The following is a 17,446-nucleotide window of genomic DNA, read 5'->3' as shown; positions in this document are numbered from 1 at the left end:
TTAAACCTCACCCGTTCGCGTATCGGCAGGCGCTGAATCGTCGCCGGGCAGCGCCAGCAGATCCGCGTGGCCCACCCAGATACCCACTTCGCCTTCGGCAATCGCGCGCGCGCGCCGTTCGCGCCATTCGGCAATCCGCGAGGCGGCCTCCGGGGCCTGCTCGGTGGCCGCTTCGGCCCAGCCCTCGATCAACGCCTGCATCAAGGGCTGGTGATCCTGGTTACCGGCGCCCAGTTGCCAAGGCGTGCTGGCCTGTTCAACGCGGTAACCCGCCCCTTCCAGCGCCGCTACCAGGGCATTATGGGCGTCGCCGCCCAGAGCATCGCCCAATCCCTTGTCACGCCGCTGGTGCGCAATAAACAGCGCCAGCAGCCAGTGATCTTCGTCATCGATCAACGGTTCGCCCTGAGTATCGGTAAAGCCCCACTCGCCGGTGACGCTCAGCGCCATCAGCAGCGCCTGCTGATGATTCACGCAATGATCTACCAGCATGTCTATCCAATGCTGCGAGACCAGATCGAGCAGCGCCGAAGCGCTGACCAGATCGGCGGTTTGCAGAGCCGCATGGTTCAAGGAATCCAGCGAGGCCTGCAGGGTTTCCACCGTTATCATCTTGTGGGCCGGTGCATCGATGCTTGCGCTGGCCTGTGCCAACAGCTCAGCATCGTGATCGATCAAGGTCCAGTGCTGGGGCATGGGCAGCAAAGGAGCCAGAAAGCGCATATTGCTGCCTCTGCCCGCGCCCAGATCAACGAGCGTTGGCGCGGGGGTTCGGGCGTTCAACCACTTGGCGGCCTCGCGCGGCAACTCCTTGCTGCGAAAACTGAAATCCACCGCTTCGCGCAGGCTCAGCCAGTCCGCCGCGAACTGGCTGCCTGCACTGTAGAGCGCTTCCGGTTCAGCAGGCGGCTGCGTCAATGCGGCGGCAAAGGCCGCTCCGGCGGCCTGCCAGTCGTTCAGCGTCTCGCGTCTGGCAAGTGCCCCGGCCCGCAGCTCGGCGCGCAATTCGGCATCCGTGCAAAAACGCCTGATTGCCTGCTCCAGGGCCGCCACATCCCCCGGGGCTACTTTGAGGCCCGCCCCCTCCGGCAGGGTTTCATCAAGCGCCCCCCCAGTGGTGGTGATCACCGGAAGGCCGTGGGCCAGCGCCTCGGTGACTACCATGCCATAACCTTCGTACCAGGAAGGCAGCACCAGCGCGTGGGCCTGCTGATAGGCCTGTATCAGGGTGGCCTCGTCGCACTCGCCGTGCAGCGTGATGTTCGCCTCAAGACCGCTCGCCTCGACAAGCTGCCGGACCCGGTCTGCATATGCCGCATCCCGGGAACTTCCGTAGCAGTCGCACTGCCAGGCATCGGCGGTCACACCCGCGAGCGCACGCACCAGAAGATCCTGCCCCTTGCGCGGCACCAGGGTGGCCACGCACAACAGGCGAATCGGCTCATTGGGCCCCGGCGCATCGCTTGCTGGCGCCGCTTCCACACCCGGCTCGACCACGTTCACGCAAGCCCTGAAAGGCATGGCGTATTCACTGACCAATGCCTGCAAACGGCGCTGGGTAAACCGGCTGGTCACGATAATGCGTGAAACCGCGGCCAGTGCCGTCAGCTCGCTTTCATGAAACTGCTGCTGCTCGGCTTCGCTCAGCCCCTGTTCATCACCCAGCGGATGATGAACCAATGCCGTTATCTCCAGGCGCTCGGCGTGTTCGGCAATCACTTCCGGCAACGCGCCCATGGCCAAGCCATCGATGATGACATGCGAGGCGTCGGGTAGCGCCTCCAGCGCGCTCGCCAGCTGCTCGTAAGCCTCGGTATCCGCCGCCGGAAAGCAGCCTGCAAGGCTGACCACCTCAACGGCATGCCCCTGGCGGCGTAGCGCTTCCACCATGCGCGCATCGTAGATATACCCGCCGGTGCGCTGGTCAAGCTCGCCGGCGACGATCAGCGTCAGCGGCTCACTCATAGATCGCCTTCATAGCTTGCCCAGGCAATATGCGATTCGTGGAGTTTGACCTCCATCCGAGTAATCCCCTGGGCGGTCTTGCCCATGGTGCCCTCGCCGATGGCATCGGCCAGTCGGCCAAAAATGACGCCGGCCATGAATTCTGTAGAAGTGTTCTTGCCCGCAAACTCGTCTTCGTCATCCAGGTTGCGGTAGTTCAGGTGCGAGAGCACTTCCTTGAGCGTTTCGCTGGCAAGGCCGATATCGATCACCAGGCCGTCCTCGTCAAGCTCCGGGCGCTGGAAGATAACGTCCACCACATAGGTAGCGCCGTGGGTGCGCTGTGCAGGGCCGAATATCTCCCCTTTGAAGCTATGGGCAATCATGAAGTGGTCACGAACACATAAACGGTACATAGACGCTCCTGGCGTTGATTAATCGGAAGTAGGGTAATTGAGGCGGTGACACAGCACCGGGCTGCCCGCGGCAAAAAGCGTTGGGGCAAGCTCGGGCAGTGCAGCAAAATCGCTTTCGCTATTGATCAAGGCGTCCAGGCGGCTGTCGGCCAGCAGGCGCAGCGCCAGGGCCAAGCGACGCGCGTAATCCCAGCGCGGGCGCAGCTTGGCAGGCAACTGGCCTACCTGGCTCGCCCGCAGGCTAAGGCGCTGTGAGTGGAAAGCGCCGCCCAGCGGCAGGCTGACGTCGCCTTCGCCAAACCAGCTCATTTCAATGACGCGGCCTTCGCTGCCTACTTGGCTTAGCGCCTGACGCAGGCCTTCGGGGTGGCCGCTGGCATGGATGACGCAGTCCTGATCATCAGGCGCTTGATCCGGGGTACAGAAGGTAATCCCCAGGTGCTCGGCGATTGCCTGGCGCTCCGGGTTGATATCCACAAGCGTGGCTTCGACACCGGCCACCTGGGAACAGAGATAAGCCACCAGACAGCCGACGACGCCTGCGCCGATAATCGTGACACGCTCGCCCAGCATCGGCTCGGCATCCCACACGCCGTTGATCGCGGTTTCCATATTAGCGGCCAGCACGGCGCGCGCAGCGGGCACATTATCGGGTACGGGCAGCACCATGGCCGCCGGTACCACGTAGCGGTCCTGGTGGGGAAACAGGCAGAAAACGGTCTTAGCCAGCAGGTGGTCAGGCCCCTGCTCTACTCGGCCGACATTGCAGTAACCGTACTTTACCGGCGCAGGAAACTGGCCAGCCTGAAACGGCGCCTGCATGCGCTCGAATTCGCTTTCCGGCACGCGCGCGTTGAATACCAGCGACTCCGTACCGCGGCTAATGCCGCTGTACAGCGCACGAATTAGAACGTCTTCCTTGCCAACGGCGGTTAGCGGTTCGCTTTTAAGCTCACCAGCGCCTGGGCGAACTACCCAAAAGGCGGTGGCGGTATCAGTCGCCGACATGGCATTTCCCTATTATTAATGCTTTCATCCAATGAACTGGGTATTCCTGACAAACCAGACCCCTCAGCTCGTCCATGCATCTTTTATGGCGTTTCTTATAGCGTAGCGCAGAAACGCCATAGGTCGATGAATGCAGGCGGCCAATTTCATTCAAAAGCGTTTAAACATGTTTGATGACTTTCCAGCCGCATCAATGATCTAGGGAATAAAATGGACTAACCAGGCTTCATGTACAAAAATGGTACATATAAAAACATTTGCACTAATTAATTCACGGCGGGCAGCGCGACCGCTTTGCGAGACACCATGCGTCGATTGTTTACCGCAAGCCCCACTCACTCGCTTCCTAACCGCATTTACAGTACCGGTGAGCTTTTTCTAGGCGCCTTGCTGCTGCTGGGATTGGGCAGCCTACTCTCCAAACTGATGACCCAAGCCGCCAACTGGTGGCTGGCTTACGCAGCCTACGGGTTGATCAGCCTGTTTGTGCTGGCGTTCTGGGCGCAGGGGCCGCTTGGCTGGGCAAACCGTATTACCCTGTTTCGCGCGGTACTGATTGCCCTGGTAGCCGGAGCGCTGGCCTACGATACCTTTACCCAGGCAATCTGGCTCTGGCTGGTGGTAGCCACGGTGGCCCTGCTGCTGGACGGCGTTGATGGCTGGGTAGCCAGGCGCACGCAAAGCTTCAGCACCTTCGGCGCTCGCTTCGATATGGAACTCGATGCCCTATTGATACTGCTTTTGTGCATTGGCCTGATACGGCTTGAGTCGTTAGGCCTGTGGGTGCTGCTGATCGGCGTGATGCGCTATCTGTTCGTGGCGGCGGGCTGGTATTTAAGCTGGCTCTCGAAGCCGCTGTATGCAAGCTTTCGGCGTAAGCTCGTATGCGTATGGCAGGTTTCCGCGCTGCTGCTGGCCCTGACGCCGCTGACCCACCCCTATTTGGCAAGCCTGCTGGCTCTCAGCGCCCTGATATCACTCGCCTACTCGTTTGGAATGGATAGCTGGTGGCTGTACCGGCAGTATCGGCGCTAGGCGGGGTTCATTATCTTCATGGGCTATGGGTAACACGTCAGGCGCCGCTGAACCGCGGCGCCTGGTATCGGTTCAAGGCTTAATTACCCAGCTGCCCCTGCAGCGCGTTCAGCGCCTCGGTGTCCTCTTCAAGCTCCAGCGTTGCCTCTTCCAGTTTGACGCGGCGCTTGCGAATATCGTCTTCGTCGCCATCGCTCAAGGCCTGTTCAAACTCCGCCTGACGCTCCTGAACCTCCTGTAGACTCTCTTTTACTTCATCGGTGGCGTCGTTGAGCACGCGCTCATTGGTGCAGTCGTTTTCGATGGCATTCAGCGCGCGCTCGAGACCCTCTACCCGATGCTGGTTATTCTGGGCCTGGGCATGCTCAAGTTGCTCCTGGATCTCGGCTGCCTTGCTTTCGCACAAGACTTCATTTGCACTGGCCGTTAGCGGTAGTAAAACACCCGCCAGCAGGGCCATGGTTCCCATTTTCGTAAGGCGATGACGCATTCCCTTTACCTCTCAGGCTAGATTTTTCTTGATCCACTAAAGATCTCTGGTTTGATCACGCTTAGAGCGCTTTCAAGCGAAACGGTTCTTTATTTCTGTTTGATAGGCATAAGATTCTCTACAGGCAGGCCCTGAAGGTAGCGCGGCTGTTACACTTCCCGAAACGGTTATCCCAGGACAGACAATGACACGCACCCTTCACACAACGCCCACGTTTCAGCTGCGCCTGGCGCTGAATCGCGATGTGGTGATCGGCCCTGGCAAGGCCGACCTGCTGGAAAGGATCAACCAGACTGGCTCCATTTCAGCAGCGGGCCGCTCGCTGAAGATGAGCTATAAAAAAGCCTGGCACCTGATCGAGACCATGAACAATCACTTCCCATCGCCTTTAGTGTCCACAAGCTCTGGCGGCAACGAGCGCGGGGGCGCTCATTTGACCGAGCTGGGCCAACAGGTACTTGCCCATTATCGCGCTCTGGAAAAGCAGCTTAGCCCTGAACACTCCGCCGATGCCCAGGCGCTGCTTGCCCTGATGGACACTCGCTGAGCTCGCCCTGATAGCTCACGCTGTTGACGGACCCATCTTTCGGACCTTTTGTCACACGGAGGCTACGTCATTTACATTGAGTGGCCCCGTGCTTTTGTGTAGTCTCCGTTATATCCAAATGGAAATAGCGGAATAACGATGACCAGCCACGTGATTCACGGCGCTATACTGGCCGCCGCTTTTGTATTGCTATCGGGCCCTGCCCAGGCGACGGAACGCCTTCACATTGCAGCCGCCGCGTCGCTCACCGATGCGCTGAATGAGGCCATCAGCGTTTACCAGGCCGAGCACGACGTGCAGGTAACCCCTGTGTACGCCTCCTCGTCCACGCTTGCCCGCCAGATTGCCAACGGCAGCCCCGCCGATCTTTTTCTCTCGGCCAACGTCGCCTGGATGGACTGGCTTGAGAATCAAGGTGTAAGCGTTCAACAGCGCCGCAACCTGCTGCACAACCGCCTGGCGCTTGTATCTGCGCGTGACACGCTGCCGGAACGCTTTACTCCCGGCGGCGAATTGCCCGTGATTTCTCTGCTCCAAGACCGGGAGCGCCTGTCGGTCGGCGACCCGGACCACGTACCCGCAGGCATCTATACCCAGCAGGCGCTTGAAGCCTTGGGTGAATGGAATGCGCTCGCGCCACGGCTTGCCCGCGGAGGCGACGTCCGCGCCGCCCTCACGCTGGTCGAGCGCCAGGAAACGCCGGTGGGCGTGGTGTATCAAACCGATGCGCTGGCAAGCGATGCCGTGCGCATACTGGGCCTGTTCCCGGCCGACAGTCACGCCCCCATCACCTACCCGATTGCCCTGATCGACGCCGAACACAATGAAGCGGCGGTGGCGCTCAAGGCGTGGCTTGCCAGTGAAGACGCCTTGGAGATATTCACCCGCTACGGCTTTACTCCGGATGACACAGCCATGGAAAACAAAGCCCTGGAAAACAAGACCCCGTGAGCCTTTCGCCCGCCGAGTGGGAAGCCATTCGCCTGAGCCTGCTGATCGGGCTGGCCGCAGTGGCGTGGATTCTGCCCTTGGGTATCGGCGTTGCCTGGCTGCTGGCTAGGCATGAGTTCCGCGGCAAGGCGGTGCTTGATGGGTTGATTCACCTACCGCTGGTGCTGCCGCCGGTAGTGGTGGGCTACTTGCTGCTGGTGGCCTTGGGCAGGCAGGGGGCGATTGGCCAGTGGCTTTACACCACATTCGGGCTGTCGCTGCCGTTTACCTGGCAAGGGGCTGCGGTGGCCAGCGGCGTGATGGCGTTTCCGCTGCTGGTGCGTGCACTCAGGCTATCGCTTGAAGCGGTGGACCCCAAGCTTGAAGCCGCTGCCAGCACGCTGGGCGCCAGCCGCTGGCGGGTGTTTACCACCATCACTCTACCGCTGGCAGTGCCCGGACTTTTAACCGGCACCGTGCTGGCGTTCGCCCGGGCGCTTTCAGAATTTGGCGCTACCATCACTTTTGCCTCCAACATTCCCGGCGAAACGCGCACCCTGCCGCTGGCGCTCTATACCCTGATTCAATCACCGGGCCAGGAATCCGCCGCAGCGCGCCTGTGCCTGATCGCCATTGTGATCGCCCTGGCTTCATTGATTGCCTCCGAGTGGCTGGCGCGGCGCACCCGACAACGCTTGCAGGAACGCGATGGCTGACATCATGACCACAAACCCACGCCTGACGCTTGATGTCGAGCAATCCCAGGGGGATTTCAAGCTCTCAGCCGCACTCGATTTGCCCGGTAACGGCGTAAGCGGCGTGTTTGGCGCCTCGGGCAGCGGCAAGACTAGCCTGTTGCGCGTAATTGCCGGGCTGGACCGACCACAAAAAGGCTATATCCAACTGGGCGAGCAGGTGTTGCTGGACACCGAGCGGAGTATTTTCACGCCTCCGCATCAGCGGCGTATCGGCGTGGTATTTCAAGAAGCCCGACTGTTTCCACACTACTGCGTCCGCGGCAACCTGACCTACGGCATGCCCCACCCAGCGCCCGAGCGGCTTGCCGAAATCGTCGAGCTGCTGGGGATCGAAGCGCTGCTGGCGCGTATGCCGGGTACGCTTTCCGGCGGCGAGGCCCGGCGAGTCGCCATTGGCCGGGCGCTGTTGAGCGAGCCGCAGCTCCTGCTGATGGATGAGCCACTCACCGGGCTTGACGGCCCGCGCAAGGAAGAACTTCTGCGCTATATCACACGGCTCACCCAGCAGGTGGATATCCCGGTGGTTTACGTCAGCCATGATGCCGAAGAGATCACCGCCATTGCCGATCACCTGGTGGTGCTGAAAGCTGGCCGCGTCGAGGCGAGCGATGCGCTCAGCACCCTGCTGCACCGTTTTGATCTGACCCATGGGCTGGGCGGCTTTGATGCCGCTTCGCTTCTCGAAGGTGAGGTCGTTGCGCACGATCAGGCCTACGGCCTTACCATACTGGCGCTGGATGACGACCACCAACTGACGCTACCCGGCACCGCCGCGCCAATTGGCAGCCGCCTGCGCCTGCGTATTCTGGCCCGCGATATCGCGCTGGCGCTTACTCCGCCCGCAGGCACCAGCTACCGCAACCAGCTCATCGCCACCATCACTGATACCACCGTTCTACCCGAAACCCCGCATACCGTTGAACTGCGCCTACGCATCGGCACGCTGTTCCTGCGCGCCCGGCTGACGCGTAAATCCTGGGATGACATGGGGCTATCAAAAGGCATGACCGTCACCGCGCTCATTCGCAGCGTCTCGTTTAACGCCCATTAGTTTTGATTTACACGCTTAGCTAATATTCGGCATCTTGTTTCAACTATCTATAGAAATAACCCACTGCTGACATTGTTAGCCAAGGCTATATTACTTGTCAGAAATAAACTTTATTTTTAATGACTTAGCGTTTAAATCGTATAAAGCGTGATAGGATTTCACGCCATTGAAGATGGCTTTAATCTTTCATCAGACAGTACTATTTACCCCGCAAGAGAATGCTTATCCATGACACCTTTTGCCTTGGTTTTTCTCGCATTTTCCATGTCCGCCGACGCGTTTGCGGCCTCGATCAGTAAAGGGGCGGAATTAAGCCGACCACAATTTCGCCATGCAGTGGGAATTGGCCTGATATTTGGTGTGATCGAAGCGATTACTCCGCTGATTGGCTGGGTCGCAGGTGTGGCTTCACAGCACTTTGTTCAAGCTTGGGATCACTGGGTGGCCTTCACACTGCTTTGTGTCATTGGCCTGCACATGGTGGTTGCCGGGCTTAAAAAAGAGGAGAAGATAGAGCACCGCAAGCAGACACTCTGGCTACTGGTACTCACCGCTACCGCCACCAGTATCGATGCCATGGCTGTAGGGGCAAGCCTGGCCTTTATCGATGCGGATATCATCGCCACCAGCCTCGCCATCGGCCTTGCGACCACCCTGATGGCCTCGATCGGTACACTGCTGGGCCACAAGCTGGGCAAGTTCGTCGGCCACTGGGCCGAGCTGATCGGCGGCGTGATGTTGATCGGTATCGGCTGCGCGGTACTGGCGGAGCACACGGGCGTTTTTAGTTGAGGTGGTCTTCAGGTCCATCGATCAAGGAAAGCGCCATATGCAAAAGCGGATACGGCTTGCCAAGCCCGTCCACCGGTGAGCGCCCTATTACTGTGAAGCCCTGGCGCCGATAAAACCCGAACGCTTGTGCGTTTTGCTCGTTCACATCGACCTTGCGTACGCCCTGAACGTCAACGGCGTGATCGACCAGCGCCGTGCCAAAACCCTGGCCACGTACAGATGGGTCGATAAACAACATTTCGAGCTTGCCATCATCTACCCCGCTGAAGCCTTTGATCTCGCCGCTGGCGTCGCGCGCCACGTGCAGCGTCATGGCATCGAAGAACTGCTCGAAGATAAGCGGTTTGAGCATTAAGAGATCCTCTTCGGCCAGAAAGTCGTGGGTGGCGCGCACGGAGGCTTCCCAAAGCAAAATTAGCGCGGTGTAGTCGGTTTTAGCGGCTCTCTCTATCTGCATCATTCACTCGATTCGGGATTAATCACTCAACGGCAAGTACGTGTGCCCTGGACGACCGCGGAACTGAAGGTGAGCTTCTTGATCAGAAACGCTGCATCATACGTATCGCTTCTGCTGGTTATTATAAACATACACGGTCTCGCCGTATGGCCCCTTCCGCCACCATCTGTGAAGCCCCACCATGAATGATCACCGCACCACCACGCTGGACAAGACCACCCGTCTGGGCCTGATCGCCCTTGCGGTAATCCAAGGCCTTGCGCTGCTGATACTTCACCTGGCGATCGAGCACGAGCATTGGCTGGCCGCGGATCCGCGCTGGCTCAAGGCGCTTTACACGGTTGCGCTCGCCCTGCCGGCGTTTTATCTACTCGGCATGGTGCAACTGCGTGATCGGCTCAACGCGCTTGCGCTGCTGCTGGCGCCGCTGCTTTTCTGGATGGGCTGGCACCTCGGTTGGGCGGAGCAGGCGTTGGAGCCGTGGGAGCAGCACTCATTCACCTTCTCCTTCGGGGCGGCCCTGGCGGTGGCGCTCTTCATTCTGGCGCTGTTTTTTCGAAGCAGTGCTGCATGTAAAGGCTGGCCGACACGCTACCTGCCTTTGCTCAGCCTTGCCTGGGAGCTTGCCCTGACGCTGTTACTGCTGGGGCTGTTCATGGGCGTGTTCTGGAGCCTTTTATGGCTGGGGGCGGCGCTGTTTGCCGCCATCGGCCTGAGCGTATTCGACACGCTGTTTGGCAAGCCCGCTTTTGTGTACCCCGTAACCGGGCTTGTGGTCGGGCTGGCGCTGGTAATGATCCGCAGCCGCTACCGCCTGATTCAGAGCGTGCGTCAGATGGGCGAGGCGCTTATCAAGGCGCTGCTGCCGCTGGTGGCCCTGATCATTGTGCTGTTCTTCGCCGTGCTGCCCTTCACCGGCCTGCAGCCGGTGTGGGATACAGGCAGAGCGTCCTCCATTCTGATGACGCTGATGCTGACCCTGCTGCTGTTCTTCAACGTCGTGTTTCATGAGCCGCACGCCCCGGCGCCTTATCCAGCCTGGCTTGGTCGGCTCATCCTCCTGGCCGTGGCGCTGTTGCCGGTGGGCAGCGTGCTGGCCGCCTGGGCGCTGTGGCTGCGTATCGATCAGTACGGGCTAAGCCTGGACAGGCTCTGGGCCGCCCTGCTGCAAGCGCTTACCGCGGCGTTTACCTTGAGCTATAGCCTGCTGTTGCTATGGCGGCGAGGGTCTGCGCTGCAAAGCCTTCAGCGCGCCAATATCCTTCTGGCCCTGCTGGTGGCCGGGGCGCTAATGCTGGTGAACACCCCACTTGTCGATATGCGCCACTGGGTGGCCCAGCATCAGATCAAACGGCTGATGGAAGGCCGCACAGCAGTGGATACGTTCGATGTGAACTATCTGCGCTTTCAACTCGGCCAGCCGGGGGTGCTGGCATTGCAGGCGCTGGAAGACAGCGAATTTGCCGAGGCCCATCCTGCACTTTCTCGGCGTATTACGCTTTCGCTCCGCCAGGCCGAGCGCTGGAGTCCGGAGCCGCTGGTGGATGCCGATGACCTGGGGGAAGTGGCTCAGCAGTTTAACGTGCGCTCGGAAAACGCCGTTCTTCCAGAGGCGCTGCTTACCCTGCTGGCGGGACAAACATCTACCTGCCTGAGCCAGGTGGAGCCCTGCCAGGCCGTACAGCCAAGCGGTGAGGCAGCGTTTCAATGGTTGATTTATGAGCCCTATAACACCGCCGGGCAAGCTTACGCCGTGCTTGAAGGCGACTGGCAACACATCGGTACCCTGAGCCCGCTGGGCGGCACTCAAGCCCAGCATGACCTGGCGTGCCAAACCGTTCAGCTGCCGGAAGATCTTCAGCGCCTTCCAGAGGTGGTAAACGTCTACCAGGGCGGCAACTGCCTATACAGTTTGCAGCCTACGCTTGAAAGCGTGCGGCAACGGCTGTCGATTCGAAAATAAGGTACAAAAAAGCGCGGCGGGGGTAAGCCCTACCGCGCTTGATCATCACTCAATCTACTTTTTTTACTCCTCAGCGATGCAAGTCGAACCGGTCGTTCTCCATGACCTTGACCCAGCCGGAGACGAACTTGTCGAGCATATGACGCTCGCCGCCGTTGGCCGCGAACTCCTCGGCAATGGCGCGCAGCTGCGAGTTCGAACCGTAGACCAGATCCACCCGCGTGGCGGTCCATTTGGTTTCTCCACTGTTGCGGTCGCGGCCCACGAAGCGCTCTTCGTTCTCGTCCACCGGCTCCCAGACGGTGCCCATATCGACGAGGTTGACGAAGAAGTCGTTGGTCAATTGGCCTGGGCGGTCGGTGAAGACGCCATCGGTATTGTCATCACCGGCGTTGGCGCCGATGACCCGCAGGCCGCCCACCAATGCCGCCATCTGCGGGGCGCTCAGGTTCAGCATGAACGCCCGGTCAATCATCAGATGCTCGGCGGGGATGGAGGTAGACTGCGCCTGCATGTAGTTACGAAACGCATCGTGGCGGGGTTCGAGATACGCCTGGGTGCTTATCTCGGTCATTTCCTGGGACGCGTCGGTACGCCCTGGGGTGAACGGCACCGTGAGCGCGTGCCCGGCGTTTTTCGCGGCCATTTCCACACCCACGCTGCCCGCTAGAACGATCAGGTCCGCCAGGGAGATGTTGGTATCTGCGCTGTTCTTGATACGCTCAAGCTGCTCGAGCACCTGCGGCACGCCGGAGCGTACGTTGATGTCCCAGCCGGTTTGCGGCTCAAGACGAATGCGCGCCCCGTTGGCGCCGCCGCGGTGGTCTGTCTGGCGGTAGGTGCATGCCGAGGCCCAGGCAGTGCCGACGAGCTGCTTGGCGCTCAGTCCCGAATCGGCGATCTGGCGTTTCAACGTGGCGACTTGCTCGTCCGACACCAGAGGCCCTTGGTGCTTGGGTACCGGATCCTGCCAAACGAGCATTTCGGCGGGCACCTGCGGGCCAAGGTAGCGCGCGCTGGGGCCCATGTCGCGGTGCAGCAGCTTGTACCAGGCGCGGGCGAACTCGTCAGCGAGTACGTCCGGGTTCTCGCGGTACTCCTTGGATATCTCGAGATAGTCCGGATCAACGATCATTGCCATATCAGCGGCGGTCATCACCGGCGGATTCTTGCGCCCTTCCACGTGGGCATCGGGCACCCAGAACCCATCCTTCACCTCAACAGGCTGCCACTGGTTGGCACCGGCCGGGGATTTCTTGACCTCCCACTCGTGGGAGAAGATGGTTTCCAGGTAGGTGTTGTCCCACTTGGTGGGCGTGGGTGTCCAGGCGCCTTCAAGCCCTGACGTGATGGTGTATTCGCCAAGGCCGGTTTCGTGCTTGTTGGCCCAGCCTACGCCCTGCTCGTGAAGTTTGGCCTCTTCCGGCGCGCCGCCCACGGCATCCGCCGGGCCGTTGCCGTGCATCTTGCCGAAGGTGTGCCCGCCCACGGTGAGTGCGACGGTTTCGCGATCGTTCATGCCCATGCGGGCAAAGGTTTCACGCACATCCTTGGCGGACTTCGCCGCATCCGGCACGCCGTTGGGGCCTTCGGGGTTGACGTAAATCAGGCCCATCTGCACCGCAGCGAGCGGGTTGTCGAGCAGGCGGTTGCCCTCATCGAAGCTGCCGGTATAGCGCTCATCCTTGTTACCCAGCCACTCGGCCTCCGGGCCCCAGTAGATGTCATCCTCCGGCGCCCAGATATCCGAGCGACCAAAGCCGAACCCGAAGGTCTTGAAGCCCATGGTCTCAAGCGCGCGGTTGCCGGCAAATACCAGCAGGTCGGCCCAGGAGAGCGACTCGCCGTACTTCTTCTTGATGGGCCATAAAAGGCGGCGCGCCTTGTCCAGGTTGCCGTTGTCCGGCCAGCTGTTGAGCGGGGCAAAACGCTGCGCGCCGGTACCGCCGCCGCCCCGGCCGTCAATCGCCCGATAAGTACCCGCAGCGTGCCAGGACATGCGAATGAAAAACGGGCCGTAGTGCCCCCAGTCCGCCGGCCACCAGGATTGGGAGTCGGTCATCAGCGCATCCACATCGGCGCAGAGCTCATCCACATCGAGCTTGGCAAACGCCTCGCCGTAGCGGAAACCTTCACCAAAGGGATTGGCGTCGGGGTGTTTCTGGTGCAGAACGTTGAGATTGAGCTGGTCGGGCCACCAGTGCTCGTTACCCTGCAGGCGGGGTGTAGTGCGGGCGCCCCACTCCTGGCGTTTAGGCGTTGGATCGGACACGTTACTCTCCTCGACTAGATGATGGGGCTTACCCAGGCGTTCAAGCCGATAGGTCTGGAGGTGCCAGAGACCGCCAACACTGCCAGAGCCGCGACAGAATGCGCTGAAGGCTTTATAAGCCGTCACGTTAATGAAGGATTCAACTTTGAAACCATCCACCTACAGTGAAGAACTCAATAACGGGGGCGTCAAGGTGATGAATGATAAGTAAGCCGACATCAGGATGGCGCTTGGTAGGATCAGCTTAGAAAGCCATAAGGACGGGCAGGTTTGCCCGCCCGTCCTTGGCTCAAGGGTTACTGCTCTTCAAGCCCCTTGAGCAGCTCTTCGTGAAAACGCTCTGGCGCCTGAATTTGCGGCGAGTGCCCAAGTTCCGGGAACTCGATAAGGGTGGCTTGAGGAATAGCTTCGGCGGCCTGCTCGCCCAGCACATCGTAATGGCCAAGGGTTTTCTGCACGTCTTCCGGTGCCTGCGCCTTGCCGATGGCGGTATTGTCCTTCTCACCGATCAGCAGCAGCGTAGGCATCTGTAACTCGCCAAATTCGTGCACCACCGGCTGGGTGAAGACCATGTCCGAGGTCAGCGCCTGGTTCCAGGCGACCAATTCGCCATCTTCACCGGCATACATGCCCGCCAGCATTTCCACCCAGCGGTCGTACTCCGGCTCCCAGGTATCCACGTAGTAGGTGGATTCCTGATAGGCGCGGATGCCCTCAGCGGTTTTCTCAAGCTCGGTCTGGTAAGCATCATCGATGCTTTGATAAGGCACGCCCAGCGCTTTCCAGTCTTCCAGGCCAATCGGATTGACCATGACCAGCTGCTCGGTCTGCTCCGGGTACATCAGGGCAAAACGCGTGGCCAGCATGCCGCCCATGGAGTGCCCCATGGCGGTCACTTCATCCACACCCAGCGCTTCGAGAAGGGCATGGGTATTGGCGGCCAGTTGATGGAAGCTGAACTGGTAGTGTTCGGGCTTGGTGGATTTGCAGAAGCCCACCTGATCCGGCGCGATGACGCGGTAACCTGCCCCCGTCAGCACCTCGATGGTGCCTTCCCAGGTGCCCGCGCAGAAGTTCTTGCCGTGCATCAGTACGACCGTGCGACCATTGGCGCTGCCCTCGTCAGGCGCAACGTCCAGGTAGGCCATCTGCATATCCTGCCCCTGGGAGCTGAACTCGAAGCGCTCGACCGGGTAGGCGTATTCGAAGCCGGAAAGCTCGCCATCGAATGTGGGCACCTCGTCAGCGTTGGCGCTGCCGATAGTGCCCACCGTAAGTGCGGCGCCAATGCAGCTTGTCAGAAACGTGCGGGTAAAGTGTGGGCGTACCATTGTGTCGCTCCTCTCTTCCATGGATTCAGTGACCTGGAAGAGTATGGCAGGATTTGTCAGACATACCCCCCTGAGCAACCAGCGTAGTATCAACGGGAAGGCGCCCATGACCACTGCATTAGAAGCTCCGGCTCTCCCGTATGCGCATCCATCTGCTCACCGGCGGTAACAAAACCCTGCTGGCGATAGAAATGAATGCTGGGTGCATTCCTGGCATACACCGTGAGCTGCAAATGTTTCCGGCGGTTTTTCGCATCATCAAGCAGCGCCCTGCCCAGCCCCTGGCCTTGATAGCCAGGCTGAACGAAAATCGCCGCCAGCGTGTTTTCATAAAGGCTATAGAACCCTGCTACCTGGCCTGCCACCTCCGTCACGTGATTTTCAGAGGCCGGAAGATAATGGCGGCGCATATCTCCTAGCTTTGATTCCCAAAAGCCGGAGTCGATAAAATCATGCGCCTGAATAGAAGCAGCAAGCCAGATAGAGAGTACCGAATCAATATCGGAGGGTTGGTATGGGCGTATCATTCGAGCCTTCTTAACGGTAATACGTTCGCTTGTTTACCCAGCGAAAATCCGCCTAGCTGACAAAGGTGGCCGCATTGGCAGTAGAGCCCGTTGTTTTGCGGCATAACGAGCAGTGGCACTGATAGAGATTGGGAAGTTTTCCATCAATCTCGAACTTCACCTCACCGCAGAGGCACTCACCGGTCATGGTCAATGTCCTCAATCCTTAAACGTAGCGATATACAGCGCTTCCACTTTATCTCGCGCCCACGGCGTCTTGCGCAGGAACTTGAGCGATGACTTGATGGAAGGGTCATTATCAAAGCAGTTGATACGAATTTTTTCGTACAGGCCGCCCCAACCGTAATGCTCGACCAGACGGGTCACGATCGTTTCAAGGGTCAAACCGTGCAAGGGGTTGTTGGGTTGTGTAGGGTTCATCAAGTCATTCCCGGTGTGTATGCCAAAGGGCCAATCGCGTATTTTAACAGAGAAGCCTTTTGCGCTAACGAAAGCCGCCCATGGCCGAGCCTGCGCCGCTGCATTACCATTGAAACAGTTTTTATCAACTTCGGCAGGCACTCGCATGCGTACACTCTCCCGCAAGAAACAGATTCTGGGCCTCATCGGCTGGCTGGTACTGGCCTATATCGCTGCCGCCATCGGCGCCGTGGCGTCCATCAACGCGGCCGACTTTTACGCCTCGCTCGAACAGCCCAGCTGGGCGCCGCCGGCCTGGCTGTTCGGGCCGATGTGGACAACGCTTTATGGCCTGATGGGCATCGCCGCCTGGCTTGCCTGGCGCGAGCGCGGTGCGCGGCCTGCGTTAACCGTATTCGTGGGGCAACTGGCACTGAACGCGCTGTGGAGCTGGCTGTTCTTTGTCTGGAATTTGGGCGCTATTTCATTCATCGGCACAGTGGCGCTGTGGGTATTGATACTGGTGACGCTGGTAATGTTCTGGCGGCTGAAGGCGTTGGCCGGGGTGTTGCTGGTGCCTTACTTGGCCTGGGTGAGCCTGGCCTGTGCGCTGACTTGGAGCGTCTGGCAGTTGAATCCGCAGGTGTTTGGATGATGACGGCTTGGGGGGCTCAGCTATTGGGTATAAGTGAATAAAATAATGGCTCATACCAGCTTTGCCCCCCTTTACTCTTAAGATTTCCGGCTAACGCCGTAGGTAATAAGCGCAGATTCTACCTGTGCTTCTTCAGTAGTCTCAGACGGATAAAGACGATAGCTCGGCGCGACGATGGGTGTAACCTCAATCACACGCACAACGAACACACTATGAATGGGGAAGCGCTCTCCCGCCATGGCTTCCAGCGGCTTCACCCAGCGTGAATACTCGGGCGCCGAGCGTTTAACCTCAATGCTCTCGCCCACGACCTTGAAACCCTTCTGAACGAACACATCCACGAAGCTCAGACATACCCGCGGATTGATCCGGATATTATTGGCCGACTGCGGCGAGGCGATATTGGCCACGACAATATGCTCATCATCGGCCACCGCAAACATTTCCTTGGGCGAGACGTTCGGCTGGCCATGCTCATCACAGGTGGCAAGCCAACAGAGCACGCTTTTTTCTACGGCTTTATGAACGTCTGGGGTAAGCATTCTGGTCATGGCAATTTCTCTAACGAAGTATACCGAGCGTATCACCTTAAAAGAGTTGTGTGAGTAAAAAAGCCATTGCCCACTACTTATCAATGTATGACAGTCTGTACAGTACAATATTACGCGACGTCACCCCATGTTCAGTAGCAGCCGGGTTTAGAGTCAGAAGTTACTTTATCGTGTTTTAACACCAGTTGCTCGGCATAGGCTGAAGGTGTCAGTCCGCCAAGACTCTTCTTCGGTCTTTCTTCGTTGTACTCCCGGCGCCATGCTTCGATGACAACCTTGGCGTGATGAAGGCTGGTGAACCAATGCTCATTCAGACATTC

20 protein-coding genes are annotated in these 17,446 nt (G+C 59.3%); 8 read left to right on the top strand and 12 right to left on the bottom strand.

Annotated features, from left to right (window positions below):
* From B0H98_RS12925 to B0H98_RS12915, 3 genes are read right to left on the bottom strand one after another with little or no spacing between them, the layout of a single operon-like run.
* The gene (locus tag B0H98_RS12925; RefSeq protein WP_106375486.1) at positions 1-1,965 is read right to left on the bottom strand and encodes a glycosyltransferase; all 1,965 of its coding nucleotides are present in this window, start codon (positions 1,963-1,965) and stop codon (positions 1-3) included.
* A complete protein-coding gene (locus tag B0H98_RS12920) occupies positions 1,962-2,360 on the bottom strand; it encodes a 6-pyruvoyl trahydropterin synthase family protein (protein ID WP_106375485.1) in 399 nt (132 codons plus the stop codon). Before B0H98_RS12920 ends, B0H98_RS12925 begins: the two co-directional genes overlap by 4 nt.
* 18 nt (positions 2,361-2,378) lie before the next feature.
* Complete coding sequence (locus B0H98_RS12915; RefSeq protein WP_106375484.1) at positions 2,379-3,368, bottom strand: zinc-dependent alcohol dehydrogenase; 990 nt, start codon at positions 3,366-3,368, stop codon at positions 2,379-2,381.
* A 306-nt stretch (positions 3,369-3,674) separates the two neighbouring features.
* Here B0H98_RS12915 and B0H98_RS12910 point away from each other — a divergent pair, with 306 nt between their 5' ends.
* The gene (locus B0H98_RS12910) at positions 3,675-4,403 is read left to right on the top strand and encodes a CDP-alcohol phosphatidyltransferase family protein (RefSeq protein ID WP_106375483.1); all 729 of its coding nucleotides are present in this window, start codon (positions 3,675-3,677) and stop codon (positions 4,401-4,403) included.
* A 79-nt stretch (positions 4,404-4,482) separates the two neighbouring features.
* On the opposite strand, the gene B0H98_RS12905 is transcribed toward B0H98_RS12910, so the two are convergent.
* The gene (locus tag B0H98_RS12905) at positions 4,483-4,893 is read right to left on the bottom strand and encodes a DUF1090 domain-containing protein (RefSeq protein ID WP_106375482.1); all 411 of its coding nucleotides are present in this window, start codon (positions 4,891-4,893) and stop codon (positions 4,483-4,485) included.
* 184 nt (positions 4,894-5,077) lie between these two features.
* Here B0H98_RS12905 and B0H98_RS12900 point away from each other — a divergent pair, with 184 nt between their 5' ends.
* From B0H98_RS12900 to B0H98_RS12880, 5 genes are all read left to right on the top strand, one after another.
* Positions 5,078-5,440, top strand: a complete 363-nt coding sequence (locus B0H98_RS12900) for a winged helix-turn-helix domain-containing protein (RefSeq protein WP_106375481.1) — start codon at positions 5,078-5,080, stop codon at positions 5,438-5,440.
* Positions 5,441-5,578: 138 nt separating this feature from the next.
* Entirely contained in the window at positions 5,579-6,391 is an 813-nt protein-coding gene (modA, locus tag B0H98_RS12895) for a molybdate ABC transporter substrate-binding protein (RefSeq protein WP_106375480.1), read from the top strand.
* Positions 6,388-7,086: a molybdate ABC transporter permease subunit gene (modB, locus tag B0H98_RS12890; protein WP_106375479.1), complete on the top strand. Its 699-nt coding sequence runs from the start codon at positions 6,388-6,390 to the stop codon at positions 7,084-7,086. The genes modA and modB overlap by 4 nt, the downstream gene beginning before the upstream one ends.
* 4 nt (positions 7,087-7,090) lie before the next feature.
* Complete coding sequence (gene modC / locus B0H98_RS12885; RefSeq protein WP_244183144.1) at positions 7,091-8,179, top strand: molybdenum ABC transporter ATP-binding protein; 1,089 nt, start codon at positions 7,091-7,093, stop codon at positions 8,177-8,179.
* Positions 8,180-8,407: 228 nt separating this feature from the next.
* Positions 8,408-8,971: a manganese efflux pump MntP gene (locus B0H98_RS12880; RefSeq protein WP_106375477.1), complete on the top strand. Its 564-nt coding sequence runs from the start codon at positions 8,408-8,410 to the stop codon at positions 8,969-8,971.
* Here the strand turns inward: B0H98_RS12880 and B0H98_RS12875 are convergent.
* The gene (locus B0H98_RS12875; protein WP_106375476.1) at positions 8,964-9,428 is read right to left on the bottom strand and encodes an acetyltransferase; all 465 of its coding nucleotides are present in this window, start codon (positions 9,426-9,428) and stop codon (positions 8,964-8,966) included. The genes B0H98_RS12880 and B0H98_RS12875 overlap by 8 nt on opposite strands.
* Positions 9,429-9,609: 181 nt before the next feature.
* Here B0H98_RS12875 and B0H98_RS12870 point away from each other — a divergent pair, with 181 nt between their 5' ends.
* The gene (locus B0H98_RS12870) at positions 9,610-11,391 is read left to right on the top strand and encodes a DUF4153 domain-containing protein (protein ID WP_106375475.1); all 1,782 of its coding nucleotides are present in this window, start codon (positions 9,610-9,612) and stop codon (positions 11,389-11,391) included.
* A 70-nt stretch (positions 11,392-11,461) separates the two neighbouring features.
* Here the strand turns inward: B0H98_RS12870 and katG are convergent, their stop codons facing one another.
* From katG to B0H98_RS12845, 5 genes are all read right to left on the bottom strand, one after another.
* Complete coding sequence (gene katG / locus B0H98_RS12865; protein WP_106375474.1) at positions 11,462-13,663, bottom strand: catalase/peroxidase HPI; 2,202 nt, start codon at positions 13,661-13,663, stop codon at positions 11,462-11,464.
* Between the two features lie 296 nt (positions 13,664-13,959).
* Positions 13,960-14,994, bottom strand: coding sequence for an alpha/beta fold hydrolase (locus B0H98_RS12860; RefSeq protein WP_106375473.1), 1,035 nt, complete (start codon positions 14,992-14,994; stop codon positions 13,960-13,962).
* Between the two features lie 89 nt (positions 14,995-15,083).
* Positions 15,084-15,521, bottom strand: a complete 438-nt coding sequence (locus B0H98_RS12855) for an N-acetyltransferase (protein ID WP_106375472.1) — start codon at positions 15,519-15,521, stop codon at positions 15,084-15,086.
* Positions 15,522-15,573: 52 nt separating this feature from the next.
* Positions 15,574-15,708 carry a GFA family protein gene (locus B0H98_RS17360; RefSeq protein ID WP_479715055.1) on the bottom strand — a complete coding sequence of 45 codons (135 nt, stop codon included), beginning with the start codon at positions 15,706-15,708 and terminating at the stop codon, positions 15,574-15,576.
* Between the two features lie 11 nt (positions 15,709-15,719).
* Entirely contained in the window at positions 15,720-15,941 is a 222-nt protein-coding gene (locus B0H98_RS12845; RefSeq protein ID WP_106375471.1) for a VF530 family protein, read from the bottom strand.
* A 145-nt stretch (positions 15,942-16,086) separates the two neighbouring features.
* Here B0H98_RS12845 and B0H98_RS12840 point away from each other — a divergent pair, with 145 nt between their 5' ends.
* Positions 16,087-16,575: a TspO/MBR family protein gene (locus tag B0H98_RS12840; protein WP_106375470.1), complete on the top strand. Its 489-nt coding sequence runs from the start codon at positions 16,087-16,089 to the stop codon at positions 16,573-16,575.
* A 77-nt stretch (positions 16,576-16,652) separates the two neighbouring features.
* On the opposite strand, the gene B0H98_RS12835 is transcribed toward B0H98_RS12840, so the two are convergent.
* The gene (locus tag B0H98_RS12835) at positions 16,653-17,126 is read right to left on the bottom strand and encodes a pyridoxamine 5'-phosphate oxidase family protein (protein WP_106375469.1); all 474 of its coding nucleotides are present in this window, start codon (positions 17,124-17,126) and stop codon (positions 16,653-16,655) included.
* Positions 17,127-17,257: 131 nt separating this feature from the next.
* The coding region (locus B0H98_RS12830) for an integrase core domain-containing protein (protein WP_146130253.1) at positions 17,258-17,446 on the bottom strand (189 nt) is incomplete at its 5' end.

Origin of the sequence: Vreelandella songnenensis (assembly GCF_003002925.1) — a bacterium.
Taxonomy (GTDB): Bacteria; Pseudomonadota; Gammaproteobacteria; order Pseudomonadales; family Halomonadaceae; genus Vreelandella; species Vreelandella songnenensis.
The sequence above is the reverse complement of the archived record's forward strand: the minus strand, read 5'-3'. Positions and strand labels throughout refer to the sequence as shown.

What these genes read in the sequence shown, in the direction of transcription:
- B0H98_RS12925 (WP_106375486.1), bottom strand. Translation starts at nt 1,965, where the DNA reads ATGAGTGAGCCGCTGACGCTGATCGTCGCCGGCGAGCTTGACCAGCGC.
- B0H98_RS12920 (WP_106375485.1), bottom strand. Translation starts at nt 2,360, where the DNA reads ATGTACCGTTTATGTGTTCGTGACCACTTCATGATTGCCCATAGCTTC.
- B0H98_RS12915 (WP_106375484.1), bottom strand. Translation starts at nt 3,368, where the DNA reads ATGTCGGCGACTGATACCGCCACCGCCTTTTGGGTAGTTCGCCCAGGC.
- B0H98_RS12910 (WP_106375483.1), top strand. Translation starts at nt 3,675, where the DNA reads ATGCGTCGATTGTTTACCGCAAGCCCCACTCACTCGCTTCCTAACCGC.
- B0H98_RS12905 (WP_106375482.1), bottom strand. Translation starts at nt 4,893, where the DNA reads ATGCGTCATCGCCTTACGAAAATGGGAACCATGGCCCTGCTGGCGGGT.
- B0H98_RS12900 (WP_106375481.1), top strand. Translation starts at nt 5,078, where the DNA reads ATGACACGCACCCTTCACACAACGCCCACGTTTCAGCTGCGCCTGGCG.
- modA (WP_106375480.1), top strand. Translation starts at nt 5,579, where the DNA reads ATGACCAGCCACGTGATTCACGGCGCTATACTGGCCGCCGCTTTTGTA.
- modC (WP_244183144.1), top strand. Translation starts at nt 7,091, where the DNA reads ATGACCACAAACCCACGCCTGACGCTTGATGTCGAGCAATCCCAGGGG.
- B0H98_RS12880 (WP_106375477.1), top strand. Translation starts at nt 8,408, where the DNA reads ATGACACCTTTTGCCTTGGTTTTTCTCGCATTTTCCATGTCCGCCGAC.
- B0H98_RS12875 (WP_106375476.1), bottom strand. Translation starts at nt 9,428, where the DNA reads ATGCAGATAGAGAGAGCCGCTAAAACCGACTACACCGCGCTAATTTTG.
- B0H98_RS12870 (WP_106375475.1), top strand. Translation starts at nt 9,610, where the DNA reads ATGAATGATCACCGCACCACCACGCTGGACAAGACCACCCGTCTGGGC.
- B0H98_RS12860 (WP_106375473.1), bottom strand. Translation starts at nt 14,994, where the DNA reads ATGGTACGCCCACACTTTACCCGCACGTTTCTGACAAGCTGCATTGGC.
- B0H98_RS12855 (WP_106375472.1), bottom strand. Translation starts at nt 15,521, where the DNA reads ATGATACGCCCATACCAACCCTCCGATATTGATTCGGTACTCTCTATC.
- B0H98_RS17360 (WP_479715055.1), bottom strand. Translation starts at nt 15,708, where the DNA reads ATGACCGGTGAGTGCCTCTGCGGTGAGGTGAAGTTCGAGATTGATGGA.
- B0H98_RS12845 (WP_106375471.1), bottom strand. Translation starts at nt 15,941, where the DNA reads ATGAACCCTACACAACCCAACAACCCCTTGCACGGTTTGACCCTTGAA.
- B0H98_RS12840 (WP_106375470.1), top strand. Translation starts at nt 16,087, where the DNA reads ATGCGTACACTCTCCCGCAAGAAACAGATTCTGGGCCTCATCGGCTGG.
- B0H98_RS12835 (WP_106375469.1), bottom strand. Translation starts at nt 17,126, where the DNA reads ATGACCAGAATGCTTACCCCAGACGTTCATAAAGCCGTAGAAAAAAGC.